Origin of the sequence: Methylobacterium sp. WL69 (genome assembly GCF_008039485.1) — a bacterium.
GTDB lineage: Bacteria > Pseudomonadota > Alphaproteobacteria > Rhizobiales > Beijerinckiaceae > Methylobacterium.
The window spans coordinates 57893-78982 of the sequence record NZ_VRUZ01000005.1 but is presented as its reverse complement, the minus strand read 5'-3'; the positions used below and the strand labels follow the sequence as shown (position 1 = coordinate 78982).

Here is a 21090-nt window from a genome sequence, read left to right as displayed (position 1 = left end):
ATTTCCTGATCTCCCCTGAAGCCTGGAGGCGCGCGCGCCGTGATTGTCCTCGACGAACCCCCCGGCCTGCGCCTGAGCGACCTGATCGCGGCGGTCGGCGCCCCGCTTCCCGTATCCGCGGATCCCGATCTGGTCCTGCGCGGAGGCGCCAGCCTGGAGACCGCCGAACCCTGGCACCTCGCCTACATGGACAGCCCCCGCTATGCCGCCTCGCTGTCCGGCACCCGTGCGGGCGCCTGCATCGTCTCGGACCGCTTCGCCGACATGGTGCCGTCCCGTACGGTGGCCGTCGTGGTCCGCGATCCGCACACGGCTTACGCCAAATTGCTGTCCCGGCTGCATCCCGACCTGATGCGCCCGCAACTCCACCTTTCGGAGGCCGCGCTCCCGGAAACCGGGACGCGTGCGTGCCGCTTCATCCACTCGTCCGCCAGGATCGGAACCGGTGTGGCGCTCGATCCGACGGTGGTCATCGGCGAGGGGGTCGTGATCGGGCCCGGTACCACCGTGGGCGCCTATGCGGTGTTGGGACCCGACGTGACCATCGGCCCTGACTGCTCGATTGGCGCGGGCGTCACCATCGTGCGCTGCGATGTCGGCAGCCGAACCATCATTCATCCTGGCGCTCGCATCGGGCAGGACGGCTTCGGCTTCGCGATGAGCGCGAACGGCCACCTGAAAATCCCTCAACTCCGGCGTGTCATGATCGGGAACGATGTCGAGATCGGCGCGAACACGACCGTCGACCGCGGTTCGGGGCGCGATACCTCCATCGGCCATGGGACGAAGATCGATAATCTCGTCCAGATCGCTCACAACGTGCGGGTCGGCCGTCACTGCGTGATCGTCGCTCAAGTCGGCATCGCCGGCTCGACCGTGCTGGAGGACTTCGTTGTCGTGGGCGGCCAGAGCGCGATTGCCGGCCATCTGCGCCTCGGCCGGGGCGCGAGTCTCGCCGCGGCCTCCAAGCTCATGGATGATGTCCCGGCCGGCGCGCGGTGGGGCGGGATGCCCGCCAAGCCGATCCGGACGTGGTTCCGCGAACAGACGACTCTGAAGAAACTGGCCCAGCGCTCCGCCGATCGGCGCGCGGTCGAATGGTCGGCCGCAGCGGGGCCCGACGTCGACGCATGACGCGGGGTCGTGCACGCCGCTTTCTCTTCCCTCCCTCGCAATCCCTCCCTCTCGTCGCAAGTGCATCCCCATGGCCGTCATGACCACGAACCTCCTCGTCGCGCTGTTCGCCTTCGGTCCCGCCTACTTGGTCTGTTTGATGCAGCGATCCTGTTCGAGGGGACGGGCGAGTCGCCTTCGCGCAACTGAACACCGCCCATGACCAGTCGGCACGAGGCGTGATGCAGGTCATCCCGGCAGTTCGGACGAAGCACGTCACGATCAAGATCCCAAGATCTCAAGATCCCAAGATCGCATGATGCCGGGCACGGGCCATCGTCGTCACGCCGTCGCCGACGTCCGGATCTCGATCGTCACGTCGCGAAACGGACGCCTCGTGGAGGAAATCGTGGGAACAGGCGCGACGTGGTCTGGAAAACGGATTGACATGATAATGACCAGTCACTATCGTTTCTGGCAGTCGGGTTCTCCGGTGCTTCGTGCCGGGGCGGACCCAAGCGGGGATGCCGCTCCGTCGGTTCGGGAGATCCGACAAGAGACTCATGCCAACTCGAGGTTCATGCCAACTCGAATCTCGCTTACCCGGTCACCCTCCGGTGCAGTAAGGATGGCCAAACAGTCCGTACTGCGTGGCTGGCTGATGATGAGGATGAGGTCTTCAGGATGAGCGCTTCTGCAAGCAACGTACTCAATTCATCGCGGTCATTTTCGGCGCGCCAGGAGCAGATTCTGGATGCAGCCGAGGCCTGTTTTGTTCGCAGCGGGTACAACCGTTCGACGATGCAGGACATTGCGAAGGAAGCGGCGATGAGTTCGCCGAACATCTATCGCTACTTCGTCTCCAAGGAAGCGGTTCTCGTCTCGATCGCGGATCGGGAAAAGCAAAGGAGCAATGACCGCCTGGGGCGATTCGAGGCGGTGGGCGACAAGCATTCCGCTCTGATGCGGATCATCGAGTATCATCACCTCGACATCACGCGTGCCCATGCCACCCTGCGCCTCGAAATCTGGTCCGAGGCCACGCGCAATACCGAAGTCGGTGCCATCGTCCGAGAGCGCGAGAAGGCCGGCCAGGATTGGTTCGTCGATGCGTTGGCCTCGCTCGCGACGTCGCCGGACTGTGATCCGCATGCCCTCTTCGAGGCGATCAGCGCACTCCTGAAGGGGATGATCGTCTGTCGTGCCCTCTTGGACGATTATGATGCCGGGCCGGTCGTGGCCCAACTCCATGCCCTGATCGAGGCTGCCCTCGCCGGACAAATGCCGAAGGTTCCTCAGCGCAAATCCTCCGTCGACGGATAGGTTTCCAACGGGCGAGCCGGATCGACGGCGTTCGATCCGATCCCGCCGATCCAACTGCCTTACCCCGAGCGTCTCACCTCACATCCCCCTCGGATTCGGGGAGCGCGGGCGGCTGCCCGAACCGAACGGAGGACCCGAGCGATGACGATGATTCTGGTGGTACCGCGCCTGATGATGGCCGTTCTCGTTGCCACGTCCGTCCACTTCGCCGTCGAATCGATATCGGCCGAAGCCGTCGACCCGTCCGGAACGTGGCTCACCGAGGATGGCCGCGCCCGGGTTCGCACCGAACGATGCGGTCCCGGAAACAAGCATCTCTGCGGCTACGTCGTCTGGTCCGGGACGACGACGGCGAGTGAAGATCCTCGCATCGACGCCGAGAACCCTGACGCTCGGAAGCGCAACCGGCCTGTTCTCGGACACCAGATGATCCTCGGGCTGAAGCTGGACGAGAATGACCGTTACGGGGGCAAGATCTACAGCGCCGACGACGGCAAGCAGTACGACGTGACGATCCGGAGCGAGAGATCCGGCGAACTCCTGGTCGAGGGCTGCATGCTCGCGGTCCTCTGCGGCACTCAGACCTGGCGGCGGGTTGCCGACGTCCTGCCCGGTCAGCTTCACGGTCTCACGGACGAATCGAACGGCCCGCGCGCGGATCGCGAGTGGGCTCCGAAGCGCCCGTCGACGGCGGGCGGCCCGACGCTCGAGGCCAGGGCCGCGCCTGAACCGAGACGCTAGCCTCGCGCCCCGCGCATCACGTCATCCCAGATCCGCGCGGCCCGTCTCGGGCCCGCGGTGGAACCGGTCGGTCGGAGTGGAAGACGCCCCCCTTCTCCGCACTGCCCGACCGGTTTCCTGAATTTTCGTCGCCGCCGCAGGTGTCGGTCGCTGCTTTTCCCGTTCGCGCTCACCCGCTCCGCGAACCCCCCATCGAGCCGGTCACGCGGCCGCTCGTCACGTCGAGGCAACGGTACGATGCGCAAGAACGATGCAGTCCCCTTGAAGCCTCTGCGGCAGCCGGCACGCCTGCTCGGGAGGGCGCTGATCCTTGCGCCCCTGGGTCTCTCGGCCGGATGCCAGGAGACCTACCTGCAACAATCCGGCTCCCTGCAATCCTACGCGAACCTGAAGCCATCCGACGGACTCGTTACCAAGGCCCTCGTCCATGTCGATGGGCCGGCGGTCAAGGCGGCGCGCACCGTCCGCGTCGTGCCGACGACGTTCTCGCGCAAAGCTTTGGACGTTCCTCTTACCCCCGACCAGCGCAAGCTGGTGACGAACGCCGTCGACCGTGCGCTCTGTACCGATCTCAGCGCGCGCTTCGAGATGGTGGGGGCCGGGCAGCCCGCCGATCTCACGGTTCATGCCGTCGTGGGTAACCTCGAGGTCACCGACCAGGTCTCTGCGGGCGTCTCCAAGGGCATCGGATTCGTACCCATGGTGATCGGCGTGCCCGCACCCATCCCACGCCTGCCCTTCGGCCTTGGTAGCCTCTCCGTGGAGGCGGAAGCGCGGGACGCGAAGGGCGCCCAGAAAGCCGCGATGGTGTGGGCGCGCGGCGCCGAAATCATGGCCTCGGCCGCGACCGTCTCCGATGTCGGCGACGCCTACACCCTGGCCGGCAAGTTCGGCGAGGATTTTAGCGACCTTCTCGTTGACGGCGAAAGTCCCTTCGGGCGCATGGGCTCCTGGCCGTCCTCGGACAAGATGGGGCGCGCCCTCGGAATGGCACCCAAAAACTCGGTCTGTGAAGCGTTCGGCCGAAGCCCGGGCCTCGCCGGAGCCGTGGCGACCCATTTCGGACTGCCGCCCGAATGGAGCGACGATGGCGCGAAGAAGCCGGATTGATACGGTGTCCCCTCGATCGGACCGGACCTCGTCGCAGTCAGCCCAGGTGGCCTCCGGGCAAGGCCGCGCGGCGTCGGAGACTACCGAAATCCGTCCTTCTGAGTATCCACCCAACCAATGAGTCCCGACCGGCCGCGCCTTGCCTCACCGCCCGCTCGGTGAAGCGCCTCGCGGCCAAGGCCGCAGCGTCCCGAGCTTGTGCGATCCGTAGCGGAGGGCGCCCGGTGCCCATGCGCCGTTGTCCGGTCATGGCGGAGCGCGAGCGGATCGCTCCCCGAAACCCTTGACGATGCGTGGGCCGGCCAAGGCCGCGCCGGCCGGCGCCACGGACCCCTGCGAGGCTGAGGCCCCCGTGGCGCCGGCCGCGGGGGTGGAAATCCGACGCTCGAAGAATGTCGGACGGCACCGCGAAACGATCCGCGCCTGTTCCATGCGTGTTGCCCGAACCGGCCTTGCGCCGGGGCGTCGCCCGTCCTGAACCCCCGGACCGTGTTGCCCCGCACGCTTTGCCAGCCGAAAGGCGAGAGCGCCTTCCAAACTATTGACCCCAGTGTTGATATTGTGGCGACCCCGGTTGGGCTCGAACCAACGACCTGCCGCTTAGAAGGCGGCTGCTCTATCCAGCTGAGCTACGGAGTCGGAGTGCCAGGGCTGGTAGAAGCCATGGGGGCCGCTCCTGGTCAACCCCGCGTGCGGCCGCGTGCCCGTGGCCCTCGAGACGACGCGCCTGCGCAGTGCTGCGATGCACCAAGACGGGAGATTCATGCCGTCGCGACCGATGGTTCGCGCGTGCGATGATGAAGCAACGGGCCGTGCGATCCCCGGGGCGGCCCTTTGAAGGACCGAATCTTGCTAAAGTGATCGCTCGTTCTGGACCGAAATGGCGCAGTCTCCGGCACGGCATGGCGGTCCTCTTTTTCGGGGACTCTTCTTCGAGGACCCCGGTCGACAACGGCTCCGGGTGGTGTGTGCAGGTGCCCGATTGGAAGGAATGGGTATTTCCTTGGACACGAAAGACGCGGATAATCCATCCGCGAGTTCCGGGCTTCTTGCAGCGCCGCGCGCAGCTTCCGTACGACGCCGGGAGCCACGCGTCCGGTTCGGCGCGATCCTCCGGCAACGCGGGCGTGGAAGACGCAGGACCTTGGACGCACGGGGTAGGGTCTTCGACGCATGGGATAGGGGCTTGGACGCACGGGAATGACTGACGGCGCGATCTTCCTCCTGACCGATCGTCCCGATCGCAGCGCAGCCCTCGAAACGATTCTCAACACCGTCGGTCGCTGCGCGGTCGTGGCCGGCGAGGAGACGCCGCCGCCGGGCGCACCGGTCGCTATCGTCTCCGATCTCACCCTCAGCCGGCGGGAATCCGTCGGACGATTGCGCGCGCTGATGCCCTCCGGTCAGGCCGCCCGCCCCGGGCCCGTCCCCGTGGCCGGTCAAGCGGGGCGCATTCCGGTCATCTGCCTCATGCGCTCGACCTCGGACGGAGATTTGCGGCAGGCGCGCGATCTCGGGGCCACGGTCTGCCTGCCGGCCTATACGTCCCCGCACGTCGTCGCACAGGTGATCCGGGATCAGGTCGCCGCGCGGGACGAGACCGCCAGGGGCGTGGCGGGCCAGGGGATCGTGCGGGCCACGGAGGCGCTCACCGGCTTGTTCGCCGGGGCCCGCGTCGGAGGCGTGACCCTCGGCGTGGTCGAAGCGGGCCTGACGCCGATCCTGGCGGCCGTGCGCGAGGGGGGCTTGACCCGGTGGCTCGATACCGTCTGGACCCACGACGACGCCACCTATCAGCACTGCCTGCTGGTGGCCGGCGTCTCCGCCCAGTTCGTCAACTTCCTGCGATTTCCCGAGCAGGACCGGCAGCATTTCGTCCGGGCGGCCCTGCTGCACGACCTCGGCAAGGCCCGTATCCCGCAGGCGATCCTCAACAAGCCCGGTCGCCTCGACGCCGACGAGATGGCGATCATGCGCACCCACCCGGTGATCGGCTACGAGATCCTGCGCGACAGCGGCTGCGACGACGCCACCCTGGGCGCCGTGCGCCATCATCACGAGATGCTGGACGGGTCGGGCTATCCCGACGGCCTCGTCGGGTCGGCCATCGGCGACACCGTGCGGCTCCTGACCATCTGCGACATCTACGCGGCCCTGACCGAGCGCCGGTCGTACAAGGAGCCGATGCCGACGCGCGACGCCCTCGCGGTCCTCGAGAGCATGGACACGAAGCTCGAATCCGGTCTCGTGCGGTGCTTCGGCGATGCCATGACGGCGGTGGCGCCATAGGGCGGACGGGGTGAAGCCGGTCTTCCGCGGGTCCACGGGATCGGGTGCACTCGGGCCGCAAAATCGCCACTCGCATGCCGCGCGGTGGTACCGGCGGATGCGACGGTGCCGGACCTGTACGCCGATCCTTCGCGAAAAAGCCCCCCGGCCGAGGGCCGGGAGGCGTTCATCACGGTTCGGCCGAGGGGCAGACCCCCGAAGAAATCAGGGCTGGAGGACGCCGTTGATCACGTGGATCACGCCGTTCGACTGCATGACGTTGGCGATGGTGACCGTGGCGGTGCTGCCCTTGGCGTCGGTCACGTAGACCTTCTTGCCCTTGGTCTGGACGGTCAGGGGCTCGCCCGCGGCGGTCTTGAGCTGGGCCTCGCCGCCGCCGTCCTTGGCGAGCTTCATCAGGTCCTTTGCGGTGTAGGTGCCCGGGACGACGTGGTAGGTCAGGATCTTGGTGAGCGTCGCCTTGTTCTCGGGCTTCACCAGGGTCTCGACGGTGCCGGCCGGCAGCTTGGCGAAGGCGGCGTTGGTGGGGGCGAACACCGTGAACGGACCGGGACCCGACAGGGTCTCGACGAGGCCGGCGGCCTTCACGGCGGCGACCAGGGTGGTGTGGTCCTTCGAGTTGACGGCGTTCTCGACTATGGTCTTCGAGGCGTACATCGGAGCGCCGCCGACCGTCGGGTTCTTGGCGAGGGCGGCGGCCGGGAGCGCCGCGCCGATGGCGAGGCTGAGGCCGAAGGCGGCCAGCTTGGAGACCAGCGGACGGCGTGCGGTAAGATTATGCATCGATTTCTTGTCTCCTCGGATGTCCCGGGCGGGACAATCGGGGTGACTTACGGCGCGTTCGGAATGAAAGTTTCAGGAAAGATCTGCTATGAGGTGCTTCGTGCGGTCCGCGCTGCTTTAAGGGATCGCTAAGAATGCCGAACAAGCCGCGACCTGGCGTCGATGCCGAGGTTTCGATGCTTGGAGCACGGCCGGGGGGACGGGGAATGGTGAGTTCGGTGGCGGTGCCGCGTGCCTGACGATGATCTGCTCCAGGCGCGCCTGACCGCCATCGCGGGCGGGGATCAGGCGGCGCTCAAGGCGCTCTACGACGAGACGGGGGCGAAACTATTCGGGCTCGTGCTCCGTATCCTCCGCAATCGTGAAGCCGCCGAGGACGTGCTTCAGGATGTCTATCTCCGGATCTGGCAGAATGCCGGGGCGTATGTCCCCACGGCCGGCCGCCCGATCACATGGATGTGCGCCATCGCCCGCAATCGGGCCATCGACGTGGTGCGCGCCCGAAAGGAAACCACCCTCACGGATCTCGTCGAAGGCGAGGATTGGATGAATCAGGTGCCCGATCCGCACGACGGCGAGAGCGACATCCTCGATCGCGGCGCCCTGGCGCTCTGCCTCGGCCGCGTCGACGCGATGCACCGGCAATGCCTCGTGCTGGCCTATTGCGAAGGATTTTCCCGCGAGGAACTGGCGGCCCGGTTCGAGCGGCCGGTGAACACCATCAAGACGTGGCTCCACCGCGGACTGGCGAACCTGCGCTCCTGCCTGGACGCCAACGCATGAGCGATGGCCCCGCCGATTTCCGCCCGCCCGACCGCGACATCCAGGCGGCCGAGTACGTCCTCGGCACCCTGCCCCTGGCCGAGCGCCTCGCCTTCGCGCGCGCCCTGGCGACGGAGGTCGATCTGCAGGCGGCCGTGGCGCGCTGGCAGATCCGCCTGACGCCCCTGGCCGACACCGTTCCGGAGGTCGCTCCCCCGGCGGGCCTCTGGCTGCGCATCCGGGCGGCCCTGAGCCCCGCCGGAGAAGACCCGCGTGTGCAAAGCCTCGCCCGGAGCCTGCGTCGCTGGCGTCTGGGGGCCCTCGGCGCCTTGGCCCTGGCCGCCGGCCTCGCCCTGGCGCTCGGCCTCGGCCGGTTCCTGCCGCCGGCGGACCCGGAGGCGGGTCAGTACGTCGCCGTGGTCAACCGCGGCGGCGAGCTGCCGGCCCTGGTGGTGCGGGTGGATACGCGGCGCGGGCTCGCGCAGGTACGGTCCGTGGCGGCGGATACGCCCCGGGAGAAGAGCCTGGAGCTCTGGTACATCGCCGGCGGCGGCACGCCGCGCTCCCTTGGCCTCGTCGAGGCCGGGCGCGCCAGCCTCGCCCTGCCGGAGGCCGCCCGCGAGGACGCCCGCCTCGACACTGCCCTCCTGGCCGTCACCGTCGAGCCGCCCGGCGGTTCGCCGAGCGGCGCGCCGACGGGGCCGATCGTCTACTCGGGCAAGCTCCTGCGGGACTGAAGTCGTCGCCCCGGCGGCCGCCTCCCCTGTACCGTGCCGGCCGGATCGGCCTCCGGCGGCGCGGCGCGCGCCCTCGACGGGTTGCCCGCATCCTCGATCGCTGGCACGCGTCGCGGCATGAAGGTTTCCTCCGCCATCCGCCGCCCGGTCTCCGCCCTTCGGGCCGCTCTGCGGACCGACGCCGGCGGCGGGCTGGTGCTCATGGCGAGCGCGGTGCTGGCGCTGCTCGTCGCCAACTCGCCCCTGGCTCCGGACTATTTCGCCCTGGTGGGCACGTATGTCGGGCCCTTGAGCGTGCTGCACTGGGTCAACGACGGCCTGATGGCGGTGTTCTTCCTGCTGGTCGGCCTCGAGATCAAACGCGAGGTGCTGGACGGCCGCCTGCGCACCTGGCCGGACCGCGTCCTGCCGGGCGTGGCGGCCCTCGGCGGCATGGTCGTCCCGGCCCTGATCTACGGGATGGTCAACCGGCATTCGCCCGACACCCTGCGCGGCTGGGCGATCCCGACGGCCACGGACATCGCCTTCGCCCTCGGCATCCTGGCGCTCCTCGGATCGCGGGTGCCCGTCTCCCTCAAGGTGTTCCTGACGGCGCTCGCCATCCTCGACGACCTCGGGGCGGTGCTCATCATCGCGGCCTTCTACACCGCCGACCTGCAGCTGCCGATGCTGGCCGGCGCCGGGCTCATCGTCGCGTTCCTATCCGGCCTGAACCGGGCCGGCGTGACCCGGCTGACGCCCTACCTGCTCCTCGGTGCGGTCCTGTGGGTCCTCGTGCTCAAATCCGGCATCCACGCCACCATCGCGGGCGTGGTCCTCGCCCTGACGATCCCCCTGCGCACCAGGCCGGCCAGGCCGGACGATCCGACCTCACCCCTCCATCGGCTGGAGCACGCCCTCCACCCGTGGTCGTCCTACCTCGTGCTGCCGGTGTTCGGCTTCGCCAATGCGGGCGTCGCACTGGGGGGCATCTCCCTCGCCATGCTGCTCGAACCCGTCACCCTCGGCGTCGCCCTCGGCCTCTTCCTCGGCAAGCAGATCGGCGTGTTCGGCACGGTCGTCGCCGCGATCCGGCTCGGCTTCGCCCAGCGTCCCGCCCAGGCCGGGTGGTGGCAGCTCTACGGCCTGTCGCTCCTGTGCGGCGTCGGCTTCACCATGAGCCTGTTCATCGGTCTCCTCGCCTTCGCGGAGACCCCGGCCCTGGAGACCGAGACCAAGGTCGGCGTGCTCCTGGGCTCGGTCAGCTGCATGGTCGCCGGCGCCCTCGTGCTCCTCCTCGCGCCGCGGCCCGTCGCCGACGTCCGCGACTGATCGTCAACGGATATCATGTTCGCACCGTCGCCGCCCGTCGCCCCCGACGACATCGCCCACGTCATTCAGATCGCCCTCGCGCCGGCCTTCCTGCTGACGGCCCTGGCGACGCTGCTGAACGTGTTCTCCACCCGCCTCGGGCGCGTGGCCGACAAGGTCGACGCCGCTTCGACCCGGCTGTGGGGCGCCAGCCCGGACGAGGCCGTCCGCCTGTCGCGGCAATTGTCATACCTGCGGCGGCGCTCGTTCGTGCTAGACGGCGCGGTGGTGCTGGCTTCGGCGGGCGGGATCATGACCGGGATCGCGGTGCTGACGCTGTTCGTCGGAGCGCTCCGCGACGCCGCCACCGCCTCGGTCTTGTTCGGATGCTTCGGCGTGGCGCTGGTCTGCACCGTGGCGGCCATCGCGGCCTTCCTCACCGAGATCCTGATGGCCGGGCGCGGGGTCCGCGACGAGGTCGATCGCCAGACCCGTCACGCCACCGCTATCGAGGGGCCTCCTGGCCGGTCTGGAACTTGAGATCGAGGGCAGCCAGCGCCAGGAGCGGTGGCGGCATCGGGACGCCGGCCTTGCGCATGACGAGGGCCGCTGCGCGGCAGCTCGCCTGATCGTTGGTCGCGGCCGCGGCCTCGATCCGAGCCACGGTGGCGGCATCGGGTTTCGGGGGGGGCGGCGATGCGGCCGGTGCGGCCGCCGCCTTGGCCGAGGCGTTCGCCTGCGCCAGGGCCGCCTTCCGATCGCCGGGGGCCACCGCGTCCGCCGATCCCGTTGCGCCGCTGAGGCCAGATTTCTGCTGCGGCTCGCCGCCGGAACCCGACGGCTTCGCGTCGCTCTTGCCCGATGGGTTCGACACCGCCGTCGCCTGGGACTGCGGTGTGGCCGCCTCCTGCTTCTTCGCCTCCGGCACCGTCACGAACGCCTTCAGTTCCTGGCATAGGTTGGCCGGGCCGCCCGCGGCGACCGGCGGGGCCGCATCCTGCGCGAGGGCGGGCAGCGCGAGCAGGCCGGCGGCCATGACGAGCGCGACGCGCGACGGGGATGTCCACATGCTGATGTCCTCAACCCTTCCCGGTCGTTGGCACGACCCCTTCACCCAGCGGCCGGGTCGGACCGGCAGCGACTTCGCGCGGTCAGGACCGCTTCGGATGCGAGGCCTCGCCCTTGACCTTGTCGTGATCCTCGGCGGTGGCCTCGCCGAGGACGGGAAGGCCGTTCCACTTCGAGCCGACGAGGTTCGTCCCCGGCTCCGACACCCGCGCGCCCGAGGTCGCGAACGCCTGATAGGCGAACTTCTGGGAACTCGTGAGGGCGAGCATGGCCAGCACGCCCAGCGCGATGGCGGCGGCGACGGCAATGGCGAAGGCTTTCATGATCGGTTCTTTCTGGTCGATTCTACTCGGCCGGCGCGGGATGGCGGCCCTTGAGCTGCGGACCGCTCAAGGTCTTGGCCTGCTCCTTCTCCACCCAGAGGTCGTGGTGTGCGCGCGCCCAGGCGAGGTCGACCTCGCCACTGCCCATGGCGTCGTAGGCGCCCTTCATGCCGAGCGTTCCGATGTAGATGTGGGCCAGGATGCCGACGATGAACGCGACGCCGATGAGGGCGTGGATCACCTGCATCACCTGCATGCCGTTGATGTCGAGAACCGTGAACGGGAACAGCATCATCAGGCCGGTGACGCCCATGGCGGCGCCGAAGCCGGCGACCATCCAGAACACGCCCTTCTGGCCGGCGTTGAACCGCTCGGCGTGGGGATGGCCGTGGCCGATGAAGCCGCCGCCGGCCTTGATCCAGGCCCAGTCGATCCGGTTCGGGATGTTGTCCTTCACCCAGACGGCGACCATGATCACCACGCCGAGCATGAACGGCCACGCGAGATAGACGTGGCTGTACTTGGCCCATTGCGCCAGGGTGCCAAAGGCCTCGGGGCCGATGACCGGCATCAGCAGGCGCTTGCCGAAGATGTAGTTCAGGCCCGATAGGGACAGGATGATGAAGCACGTCGCCGTCATCCAATGGGCGAACCGCTCGAAAGCGTTGAACCGCAGGATCTTCTTGCCCGATTCCTGGGTGTCGTCGGTGAGGATGCGCCCACGCCACATGAAGAAGGCGCCCAGGGCCCCGATCATGCCGAGGATGCCGAGCGCCCCGATCCAGGGCAGCCAGGATTCGCGGAAGGCCCGGTATTCGCGGCCCTGCGGCTGGATCAGGTTGGCGGATTTCTGGTCCGGGATGCTGACGCGCCCGGTGATCTTGTCGGCCTGCTTGAACAGGAACTCCTCGTTGACCGAATCCGCCGTGGGCTTGGTGCCCATGGGGTTCAGCCCGTCCTGCTGTTGCGGGCTCTGCGCCTGCGCCGGCGCGAACACGCCCGGAGCGGCCAGGAGCGTCGCCGCGAGGACGAGGGTGCTGAAGAGCGTGACTGCCCGCCGCATCGGCGTTCCTTTCGAAGTCGTCTCGTACGGGTGGGGCCGCCCGTGGGCAGCGGCCCCGGAGCGGCGATCAGATCGCCACGGTCTCGCGGTAGGCGGTCTTCCAGCCCCAGGCGCCGGAGCCGTAGCCGCGCTTGACCACGCGCTGCTTGTAGATCTCGGCGATCATCTCGCCGTCGCCGGCGAGCAGGGCCTTGGTCGAGCACATCTCGGCGCAGAGCGGCAGCTTGCCCTCGGCGAGGCGGTTCGAGCCGTACTTCTCGTACTCGGCCACCGACAGGTCGGGCTCCGGTCCGCCCGAGCAGTAGGTGCACTTGTCCATCTTGCCGCGCGAGCCGAAATTGCCGACGCGCGGATATTGCGGCGCGCCGAACGGGCAGGCGTAGAAGCAGTAGCCGCAGCCGATGCAGATGTCCTTGGAGTGCAGCACCACGGCGTCGGCCGTGGTGTAGAAGCAGTTCACCGGGCACACGGCGGCGCAGGGCGCGTCGGTGCAGTGCATGCACGCCATGGAGACAGAGCGCTCGCCGGGCTTGCCGTCGTTGAGGGTGACGACGCGCCGGCGGTTGATGCCCCAGGGCACCTCGTGCTCGTTCTTGCAGGCGGTGACGCAGGCGTTGCACTCGATGCAGCGGTCGGCGTCACAGAGGAACTTCATACGGGCCATAATGGATGCGCTCCTCTCACGCGGCCTTGATCTGGCATAGGGTGCACTTCGTTTCCTGCATGCCCGTCACAGGATCGAAGCCGTAGGTGGTGACCGAGTTCGAGCTCTCGCCGAGCACCACCGGGTCGGTCCCCTTAGGGTAGTAGTCCCGCATGTCGCGGCCCTCGTACCAACCCGAGAAGTGGAAGGGCATGAAGGCGACGCCCTTGCCGACGCGGTCGGTGACGAGCGCCTTCATCTTGGCCTTCGAGCTGTTCTCGGCGCCCGTCACCCAGACGAACTGACCGTCCTTGATGCCGCGCTCGGTGGCGTCGCCGGTGTTGATCTCGACGAACATGTCCTGCTGGAGTTCGGCGAGCCACGGGTTCGAGCGCGTCTCCTCGCCGCCGCCCTCGTACTCGACGAGGCGGCCGGAGGTGAGGATGATCGGGAAGTCGCGGGCGACGTTGCGCTCCACCGCCGATTTCTGCACCGAGAAGCCGATATTCGGCATGCGGAACTGACGCTCGTCGGGGCGCGTCGGGTACTTCGCCACGAGATCGGGGCGCGGCGTGTAGATCGGCTCGCGGTGCACCGGCACCGGGTCGGGCAGGTTCCAGGCGTTGGCGCGGGCCTTGCCGTTGCCGAACGGGATCACGCCGTGGTCGAGGCAGACCCGCTGAATACCGCCCGACAGGTCGGTGGCCCAGCTCACGGTGTCGGGCTTCTCGCCGCCGATCTTGAGGATGGTGGCGCGCTCCTCCTCCGTGAGGTCCTTGTCCCAGCCGAGTTTCTTGAACACCCCGAACGTGAATTCGGGGTAGCCGTCGGTGAGGTCGGACCCCTTGGTGAAGGAGTTCTCGGCGAGCAGGGTTTCGCCGTTGCGCTCGGTGCCGAAGCGGGCCCGGAAGGTGCTGCCGCCGTCCTTCACGTGCAACGACGTGTTGTAGAGGATCGCCGAGCCGGGGTGCCGCAGCTCGGGCTTGCCCCAGCACGGCCACGGCAGACCGTAATAGTCTCCGCCGACTTCCGGGTCATCCTTGGGGGCGCGGAGGGTGATGAGATCGAACTTGGCCTGGTTGCGCATGTGCGCCTTCAGGCGTTCCGGGCTCTGGCCGCAATAGCCCGTCGACCAGCCGCCCCGGTTGATCTCGCGCAGGAGGTCTTCCGCCGAGGGAATGTTGTTCTCGATCTTGATGCCCTTGAACAGCGTGTCGGCGAAGCCGAGCTTGACGGCGAGTCGGTAGAGTACCTCGTAGTCGTTCTTCGACTCGAAGGCCGGCTGCACGATCTGCTCGCCCCACTGGATCGAGCGGTTCGACGCCGTGCGCGAACCGTCCATCTCCAGGGAGGTGCAGATCGGCAGGAGGTAAGTGTTGTCCTGCCGGGCATCCAGGGCCGCGAAGGTGGTGGGGTGCGGATCGGCCACCACCAGCAGTTCGAGCTTGTTCATGCCCTCCACCGCCTCGGGCAGGCGGGTGACGGTGTTGCCGCCGTGGCCGAACACCATGAAGGCCTTCAGCGGGCTGCGCTGGTCGATCTGCTCGGGCGGCAGGTTCACGGCATCGAACCATCGGGTCGAGGTGATGCCCGGAGATTCCATGTTCTCCTTACGGGTCCGGGCCTTGCGGCCGGCCGTGGCGGGCACCTCGTCGAAGCGCGACTGCAGCCACTCGTACGGCACGTCCCAGACGCGGGCCCAATGGCGCCAGCCGCCCTCGACGAGGCCGTAGTAGAGCGGCAGCGACGTGACATCGAGGCCGAGATCGGTGGCGCCCTGCACGTTGGTGTGGCCGCGGAAGATGTTGGCGCCGGTGCCCGGCTTGCCGACGTTGCCGGTGGCGAGACACAGGATGCAGAGCGCGCGCACGTTGGCGGTGCCGACCGTGTGCTGGGTCGCGCCCATGCACCAGATCAGGGTCGCGGGCTTTTCCTTGGCGAATTTCTCCGCCACGCGCTTGAGCTGCTCGCCGGGCACGCCCGAGACGCGCTCCACCTCTTCCGGGGTCCACTTGGCAACTTCGCGACGGACATCGTCCATGGCGTAGACGCGCTGGCTGATGAACTCCTTGTCCTCCCAGCCATTCTGGAAGATGTGCCACAGGATGCCCCAGACGACGGGGATGTCCGTGCCCGAGCGGATGCGGACGTATTCCGTGGCGTGGGCGGCCGTGCGGGTGAAGCGCGGATCGATGACGATCATATTCGCGCGGTTGATCTCCTTGCCCGACAGCAGGTGCTGCATGGAGACCGGATGAGCCTCGGCCGGATTGCCGCCGAGGATGATCATCGTCTTGGCGTTGCGGATGTCGTTGTATGAATTAGTCTGGGCGCCGTAGCCCCAGGTGTTGGCCACGCCCGCCACGGTGGTCGAGTGGCAGATGCGCGCCTGGTGATCGACGGAATTGGTGCCCCAGAACGCGCCGAACTTGCGCATGAGGTAGGCGGCCTCGTTGGTGAACTTGGCCGAGCCGAGCCAGTAGACCGAGTCGGCGCCGTTCTTCTCGCGGATCGCCGCGAGCTTGTCGCCGATCTCGTCGATGGCCTGATCCCAGGAAACGCGCTGCCACTGCCCGGCGACGAGCTTCATCGGGTATTTCAGGCGGCGGTCGGACGAGACGAGCTCGCGGATGGCCGCTCCCTTGGCGCAGTGGGTGCCGCGGTTGATCGGGCTCGCGTAGGACGGCTCCTGGCCGACCCAGACGCCGTTGACCACCTCGGCCGTCACCGTGCAGCCCACGGAGCAGTGGGTGCAGACGTTCTTCTTGATGACGGTCTCGGGGCCCACCGCTGAGGCACCGGCGGCGCGCGCCTGCCGCACGGAGCCGAGCTGGATCGAGCCGGCGGCGGCGAGGGCGCCGGCGGCGAGGCCGGATTTCCGCAGGAAGCCGCGACGGTCGAGCATTCCGGCGGCGAGGCCGGCGGCTACCGCCTGATGCTTGGTGCGGCTCGCCGTGCCGCTCTTACGCTTCGTCAGCATGGCTGCCTCACTTCTTGCCGGCGTCGTTGGTGCTGTTCTTGAGCGTCTCGTACCCGTTGGTCCGGTAGAACGCCTTGACGTGGTCGGTGAGGCGGTAGCGCCCCTTGGTCTCGTCCTGGCCGGGGTCGTAGGCCTGGGCGTCCGTCGCCGTCATCGGCGTCGCCGCCACGCCCACGGCGGCCGCCACAGTTCCGCCGCCCAGCGCGCGGAAGAACTGGCGACGACCGAGCTGGTCCTTCTGGTCCTGTCGCATGATCGGCACTCCTCAAACGGCGGGGGATGCGCGCTCGGCGCATCCGGGATTCTGATGGTCGCGGGCGCTCACGCGTCCATGGCGAAGGCCTGCGCCTCCACCGCGATGAAGGCACGGCCGAGGCCGCCGACGGTCCGGTAGAAGCGGGCGGCCTTGGCCCCTTCCAGATCGGAGAAGAAGCGCCCGGCCCACGGCTCGAGATGCCTCGCGAAGAAGCCGCGCGCGGCGTCGGGCTCCGACGCGAACCGGCCCGCCACGAGGCCGGCCATGCAGTCGAGGAGGATCGCGAGGTGATCCTCCGGCTCCGTCATGCTCAGGTCCCGCTCGATCCCGAGGCTCTCGAGGTCCGCACGCACCCGGGCGAGGGGCCGCTCGTTGAGAAAGCCCGTGAGATAGTAGGATGCGTAGGGAAGCAGTTCCCCGCGGCCGACGCCGACGAAGAGGTCGTGATATTCGCGCGCCACCGTGTCCGGTGCCGCCGTGCGGCTCGCGCGCGCCACGGCCTCGACGGGCTGGCCGAGGACGCTGTCGTCACCGCGAAGACCACCGAGCGTCACCAGCAGGTCACGATCCGGCGCCCGCCCGAGGAGGACGGCGAGGAGATCGTAATGTTGCGCACGCTCCAGATCGACCGCGTCGACGGTTCCGCTCACCGAAGCGAACCCGTCTCGAGGCCCCTCGTCCGCATGCTCGATAGCCACTGCGACGGAACCCATCCCACCCTTGAACCCGAACTCTGACCAGCGCCGTATCTTAGGCGGATCGCCTACATTGGAGCTAGGATAAAAAGCGTTCGAGATTGGCGCAATCGCGATTCCACGGCTCAGCTGGGCATTGCGCCGCCATGGCGTCGCAGGCGTACCGGCGCAACTGTCGTTCCGGATATTACGGGCAGCCGCTCCGGTAAATCTGCAGGATCAGGAGCGGATATCGATGTCGTCGGGAGCGTCCGGCCGGGCGCGGGGTCCGACGCGATGTCCGGATCGAGCTGCACCAAGTCCGCCCGATCGACCTCCGCCCGATCGACGTCCACCCGGTCGACGTCCACCCGGTCGACGTCCGCCCGGTCGACCTCGGGCGCACCGGCTTCGGCCTCGGCGGCTTCGGACGGGTCGCGATTGAACAGCCGGCCGAGCATGGCCTTCACGTCGTCGCCCGGCAGGAGCGGGCCGAGGCCCGGTACGCCGCCGGGCGTGTTCCAGTCGTAGGCGTACTCGCGCGCTTCGCTGACGAAGTCGCGGATGGCCGGATCGACGGACCACATCTTCCGCAGGGCGGCGTTGCGCAGGGCCGCCGGCACGCCGGCGCGCAGGAATGGCAGCAGGTCGGTCTCTGCCGTGAGGTCGTCGAGGGAGGGGAGTTCGGCCAGGAGGTCGAGTTCCGCCTCGGTGCCGGCCGCTTCCGGTACGACGGCGTCGTCGCCCGGCACCGCTGCGGTCTCGACGGCTTCCATGTCCGCCGGCGGAGTCTCGGTTCGCTCGCTCTCGCGAACGTCGCGCTTGCGCCGGGCCCAGCGCGCGAGGAAGCCGTCGCTCATTCCCGCCTCCCCTTGCGGCCGGTCTCGGCGCCTCCGGCCTGCCGGGCCAGGGCCTCGGGGTCGGCCCGGTCGCGCTTGCGCTTCTCGAACACGCGCTCGATGTGGTGGGCCTCGAAGAAGGCCAGCAGCTTGGCCTGGAGGTCGGGCGGCATCGGCACCGCCTCGACCACCTCGCCGATGCCCTCGGCCATGGATTCGCCCTCGTAGGGATCGGCCGTCACGGTGGCGACCTCGTACTCCCCCTCGCCGAGCTTGCGCAGGGCGACCCACAGGGCGGGACGCCCGGAGACGAGGTTGTCCCGGTAATGCGCAGTCTCGGCCGGGTGCAGGTGCACGTCGTAGGCCCCGGCATAGTAGGTGCCCTCGTCCTCCGTGCCGGAGAGGCGCGTGCCCGGCGGTGCGGCGGGCGCCGCCGGCAGGACGGCGACGGGGAGCCAGGCATGGGTCGCCCACGGTCCCTTGAGGCGGCGCTTCTCCACCACCACGCCGACCTCGAAGTGGTTGTCGGGTTTTTGGAGGGGGGCGGGCTCTGACATGGTGGAGTTCCTCAGGCCGCCGGGTACGCGGCGCGCAGGGGCAGGCCGGCGACGATGTTCTGCGGCTTGACCTGGACGAGATGTGCGGCCGTGCCGGCGAGCAGCAGGTAGACCGGCCGCTCGCCGACGTTCGGATCGACCCGCGTGGGGTCGAGGAAGGTCAGCGCGAACAGGGCGACCACCCGCTCCTGCATCGCCGCGTCGATGGCCTCTCCCCGCCACAGGGCGTTGCCGATGCGCGTGCCCTCCGCGTCGAGGCCGACGAACCAGCGCCAGTCCGTGTCCTCCAGCCGGTCGAGGGGCGTCACCGTCACCTCGGTGTTGAGAAGGTGGCGCACGAACACCTCGATGACGCGGGCGAGCGCCGCCCGGCTCTTCGGGCTCGAGCCGAGGTTGAGCGCCATGGAGAACGCGTCGGAGCGGCTCCAGTAGCTCCAGGCGTTCTCGTCGTTCAGCACGTCGAGCTCGTTGGCGGCTTCCTTGCCGAGCATCGCCACGAGGGGCGAGAGCGGGGCGGAGCCCTCGCGCGCCTCGATCACCTCGGCATCGGCCAGGAGCACGGCGCCCTCGTGCCGGCTCACCCGCTGGGTGCGGAAGAACAGCTCGGCCGCGCGCAGGACGTAGGGGTCGTCGCAGCCGTCGAGGGCGTTGCGCAGGATGAGGTGGACGAGCTGGTTGAGGAACAGGGACGGGGTCCCCTGCAGACCCTCGCGCACGAGACCGACGTAGGCCGCCTCGATGGAGCGCGCGCCGAGCAGCCGGTCGCGGAACGCCAGGAGCACCGCCCAGTTCTCTCGCGCATCGGCGTCCGCGATGGCCGCCACCGCCTCCGGTGCGATGGCGCGGCGGGGCTCGGCGCGAAGGTCCGCGTACAGGGCGCGCTCGGCCGCGCAGGCCTCCGCCGGCGGGATCAGTTCCGGCCGCGCCAGATAGGCCAGGATGAGCTCGTCCGTGACGCCGAGGCCGCCGCCCTCGGTGCGCCGGGTGAGATGGTGGCCGCTCGACACCCAGAACTCGGTCATGATGCGCGACGGTCCCTGTCGTGTGCGTGGCGTGCGGTCACGGTGTCCGGCTCCGTGCGAGGCCGATGAGGTCGGCGTGTTCCTCCGGCCCGTCGTCGTCGGTCTCGACGAAGCGGAAGGCGCGGGCGCCGGCATGGAGGCGATCTTCGCCGCCGGGTTTCTGGTGCAACGTGCGAAAAGCTTCCGCGATCGCGCCGTTCGTCTCCGTGCGATGCAGCGCCACGACGGTGCCGACGGGTAGATCGCAGAGCGAGGCGGCAAAATCGATCTCTTCCCGCGCCGCCGCGAGGGCCGCTGCGCGGTCCGGGGCGCCGAGGTGGTCTTGGAGATGGCGGGCCAGGCTGGCGGCGGCGTCCTCACGCTCGCCCTCGCTCGCCTCGCTTACCACCACCAAGGTCGAGAACCCGAACGAGCGCACGCCGAGGAAGCCCGAGCGGAAGGCGACCCGCTCCTTGCCCGTCAGGCTCGCCGGATCCCGGTCCCAGAACAGGAACGAGCCGGTGACGGCCCATTCCCCGGGCTCGGCGGCCCGCGCGAACACGAAGCTGTCGGAGGGGTCGAGCCGCAGGGTGCGGGGCAGCTTGAGGGGGCTCACAGGCGCACCGTGCCGGTGGCGGGGTCGCGCCAGGCCGGCTCGGACAGGCCGGGCGCCAGGGCAAGTCGCCCGACCGTGCCGTCCCGCTCCAGCAGCGCATCGCCGTGGCGATCGATCTCCGCCTTCGCGCCGCCGGCCTGCGGCAGGTGGGCGAGGAGGCGCGCACCGATGCCGGCAAAGCCATCCTCCTCCCAGACGGCGAACGCCTTCATGAGGTTGCGGGAAAAGCTCTCCACCAGGGCGAGGCGGATGCCGGGGGCGAAGCCTTCCTCATCGAGGGCCGTCGAATCCGGCGTGAGGCCGGGGTCCCCGATCCGGGTTTTGGAGACGACGAGCATGGCGGAGAAGACCAGCCAGTCCGGCACGGCGTCCTCGGCGCAGCCCTCCGGCTGGCCGAGGCGCCCGCCGCCGAGGCGCGCGCCGTCGAACATCAGGGTGTCCGGCCAGAGCAAGGTGATGGGCATCTCCGGCGCGGCGTGGGTGCCCACCGCATCGATGAGGGCGAGCATGCCGACGAGAAAGGCCCGCCGCGACAAAGCCAGGGGCTCGTCCGGGGCGAGGATCACGGCGAGATCGAGGATGTCCCCGCGCTCGACCAGCACCAGGGTCCCCGCGGCGTCGCCGGCCCCGTCCTCGGCGAGCGCACGGGCGCGCGAAAAGGCATCGTCGGTCGCCGGCGCGAGCACGCAGCGGAAGGCCGGCGGCAGTACGGGCGCGGCCGGCTCAGGGATGACCGGCCCCTGGACGACCGGCTCATGGACGAAGGACTGGGTCATGGGTGGTGCCGTGATGTCGAGAACCTTCGCGATGGGACCGAAACCGCCGCCGGTCCGGCGTGCGGCCCGTCCCCGGTGCGGTCAATTGGTCCGTTCGTAGTTTCGAACCGTTCGATTATATAACGGATGCGTCCGGCCCCGCGAAG

22 protein-coding genes and 1 tRNA gene are annotated in these 21090 nt (G+C 68.9%); 9 read left to right on the top strand and 14 right to left on the bottom strand.

Translation table 11 applies throughout. The annotated features are described in order from the left end of the window. Nucleotides 1–39: 39 nt before the first annotated feature. The 4 genes from lpxD to FV218_RS03110 all read left to right on the top strand — a co-directional run bounded on the left by lpxD (nt 40) and on the right by FV218_RS03110 (nt 4287). Nucleotides 40–1134, top strand: a complete 1095-nt coding sequence (gene lpxD / locus FV218_RS03125; protein WP_147708672.1) for a UDP-3-O-(3-hydroxymyristoyl)glucosamine N-acyltransferase — start codon at nt 40–42, stop codon at nt 1132–1134. A 663-nt stretch (nt 1135–1797) separates the two neighbouring features. Further along, nucleotides 1798–2436 (top strand): TetR/AcrR family transcriptional regulator, encoded by a 639-nt coding sequence (locus tag FV218_RS03120; protein WP_147708671.1) that lies wholly within the window; start codon nt 1798–1800, stop codon nt 2434–2436. Nucleotides 2437–2577: 141 nt separating this feature from the next. Then, the gene (locus tag FV218_RS03115; RefSeq protein WP_147708670.1) at nt 2578–3177 is read left to right on the top strand and encodes a DUF2147 domain-containing protein; all 600 of its coding nucleotides are present in this window, start codon (nt 2578–2580) and stop codon (nt 3175–3177) included. A gap of 261 nt (nt 3178–3438) precedes the next feature. Further along, nucleotides 3439–4287, top strand: coding sequence for a DUF3313 domain-containing protein (locus tag FV218_RS03110; protein WP_246684968.1), 849 nt, complete (start codon nt 3439–3441; stop codon nt 4285–4287). A 562-nt stretch (nt 4288–4849) separates the two neighbouring features. Here the strand turns inward: FV218_RS03110 and FV218_RS03105 are convergent. After that, nucleotides 4850–4926, bottom strand: a tRNA-Arg gene (locus tag FV218_RS03105). 561 nt (nt 4927–5487) lie between these two features. On the opposite strand from FV218_RS03105, the gene FV218_RS03100 reads away from it, so the two are divergent. After that, nucleotides 5488–6576, top strand: a complete 1089-nt coding sequence (locus tag FV218_RS03100; protein ID WP_147708668.1) for an HD domain-containing phosphohydrolase — start codon at nt 5488–5490, stop codon at nt 6574–6576. Between the two features lie 204 nt (nt 6577–6780). Here FV218_RS03100 and FV218_RS03095 read toward each other — a convergent pair whose 3' ends face one another. Continuing rightward, nucleotides 6781–7359 carry a fasciclin domain-containing protein gene (locus FV218_RS03095; RefSeq protein ID WP_056092116.1) on the bottom strand — a complete coding sequence of 193 codons (579 nt, stop codon included), beginning with the start codon at nt 7357–7359 and terminating at the stop codon, nt 6781–6783. 231 nt (nt 7360–7590) lie between these two features. Between FV218_RS03095 and FV218_RS03090 the strand changes: the two genes are divergently transcribed. From FV218_RS03090 to FV218_RS03075, 4 genes are all read left to right on the top strand, one after another. Further along, complete coding sequence (locus FV218_RS03090) at nt 7591–8142, top strand: sigma-70 family RNA polymerase sigma factor (protein WP_056092119.1); 552 nt, start codon at nt 7591–7593, stop codon at nt 8140–8142. Then, complete coding sequence (locus FV218_RS03085; RefSeq protein ID WP_147708667.1) at nt 8139–8858, top strand: anti-sigma factor; 720 nt, start codon at nt 8139–8141, stop codon at nt 8856–8858. Before FV218_RS03090 ends, FV218_RS03085 begins: the two co-directional genes overlap by 4 nt. A 117-nt stretch (nt 8859–8975) precedes the next feature. Next, on the top strand, nt 8976–10169 hold the full coding sequence (gene nhaA, locus FV218_RS03080; RefSeq protein WP_147708666.1) for a Na+/H+ antiporter NhaA: 1194 nt from the start codon (nt 8976–8978) through the stop codon (nt 10167–10169). 15 nt (nt 10170–10184) lie between these two features. Continuing rightward, nucleotides 10185–10688, top strand: a complete 504-nt coding sequence (locus tag FV218_RS03075) for a DUF2721 domain-containing protein (RefSeq protein WP_056092126.1) — start codon at nt 10185–10187, stop codon at nt 10686–10688. Here FV218_RS03075 and FV218_RS03070 read toward each other — a convergent pair. The 12 genes from FV218_RS03070 to FV218_RS03015 all read right to left on the bottom strand — a co-directional run bounded on the left by FV218_RS03070 (nt 10654) and on the right by FV218_RS03015 (nt 20944). Beyond that, entirely contained in the window at nt 10654–11217 is a 564-nt protein-coding gene (locus tag FV218_RS03070) for a hypothetical protein (RefSeq protein WP_147708665.1), read from the bottom strand. The genes FV218_RS03075 and FV218_RS03070 overlap by 35 nt on opposite strands. An 82-nt stretch (nt 11218–11299) precedes the next feature. Beyond that, nucleotides 11300–11539 carry a hypothetical protein gene (locus FV218_RS03065; protein ID WP_147708664.1) on the bottom strand — a complete coding sequence of 80 codons (240 nt, stop codon included), beginning with the start codon at nt 11537–11539 and terminating at the stop codon, nt 11300–11302. Nucleotides 11540–11561: 22 nt separating this feature from the next. Next, complete coding sequence (locus FV218_RS03060) at nt 11562–12602, bottom strand: formate dehydrogenase subunit gamma (RefSeq protein WP_147708663.1); 1041 nt, start codon at nt 12600–12602, stop codon at nt 11562–11564. Between the two features lie 67 nt (nt 12603–12669). Next, nucleotides 12670–13266, bottom strand: a complete 597-nt coding sequence (gene fdh3B, locus FV218_RS03055) for a formate dehydrogenase FDH3 subunit beta (protein WP_056092144.1) — start codon at nt 13264–13266, stop codon at nt 12670–12672. A 16-nt stretch (nt 13267–13282) separates the two neighbouring features. Continuing rightward, entirely contained in the window at nt 13283–16225 is a 2943-nt protein-coding gene (locus FV218_RS03050) for a formate dehydrogenase subunit alpha (protein WP_147708662.1), read from the bottom strand. 7 nt (nt 16226–16232) lie between these two features. Beyond that, nucleotides 16233–16478: a formate dehydrogenase gene (locus FV218_RS03045; protein ID WP_056094054.1), complete on the bottom strand. Its 246-nt coding sequence runs from the start codon at nt 16476–16478 to the stop codon at nt 16233–16235. Between the two features lie 68 nt (nt 16479–16546). Further along, complete coding sequence (locus tag FV218_RS03040; protein WP_244474991.1) at nt 16547–17131, bottom strand: molecular chaperone TorD family protein; 585 nt, start codon at nt 17129–17131, stop codon at nt 16547–16549. A gap of 170 nt (nt 17132–17301) precedes the next feature. Beyond that, nucleotides 17302–18015, bottom strand: coding sequence for a DUF3306 domain-containing protein (locus FV218_RS03035; RefSeq protein WP_147708661.1), 714 nt, complete (start codon nt 18013–18015; stop codon nt 17302–17304). Continuing rightward, nucleotides 18012–18551, bottom strand: coding sequence for a DUF3305 domain-containing protein (locus tag FV218_RS03030; protein ID WP_056092155.1), 540 nt, complete (start codon nt 18549–18551; stop codon nt 18012–18014). The genes FV218_RS03035 and FV218_RS03030 overlap by 4 nt, the downstream gene beginning before the upstream one ends. An 11-nt stretch (nt 18552–18562) precedes the next feature. Further along, nucleotides 18563–19573, bottom strand: coding sequence for a DUF6352 family protein (locus FV218_RS03025; RefSeq protein WP_147708660.1), 1011 nt, complete (start codon nt 19571–19573; stop codon nt 18563–18565). Between the two features lie 37 nt (nt 19574–19610). After that, the gene (locus tag FV218_RS03020; protein WP_147708659.1) at nt 19611–20168 is read right to left on the bottom strand and encodes a DUF6505 family protein; all 558 of its coding nucleotides are present in this window, start codon (nt 20166–20168) and stop codon (nt 19611–19613) included. Continuing rightward, nucleotides 20165–20944 (bottom strand): biotin/lipoate--protein ligase family protein, encoded by a 780-nt coding sequence (locus FV218_RS03015; RefSeq protein ID WP_147708658.1) that lies wholly within the window; start codon nt 20942–20944, stop codon nt 20165–20167. Before FV218_RS03015 ends, FV218_RS03020 begins: the two co-directional genes overlap by 4 nt. Nucleotides 20945–21090: the final 146 nt, after the last annotated feature.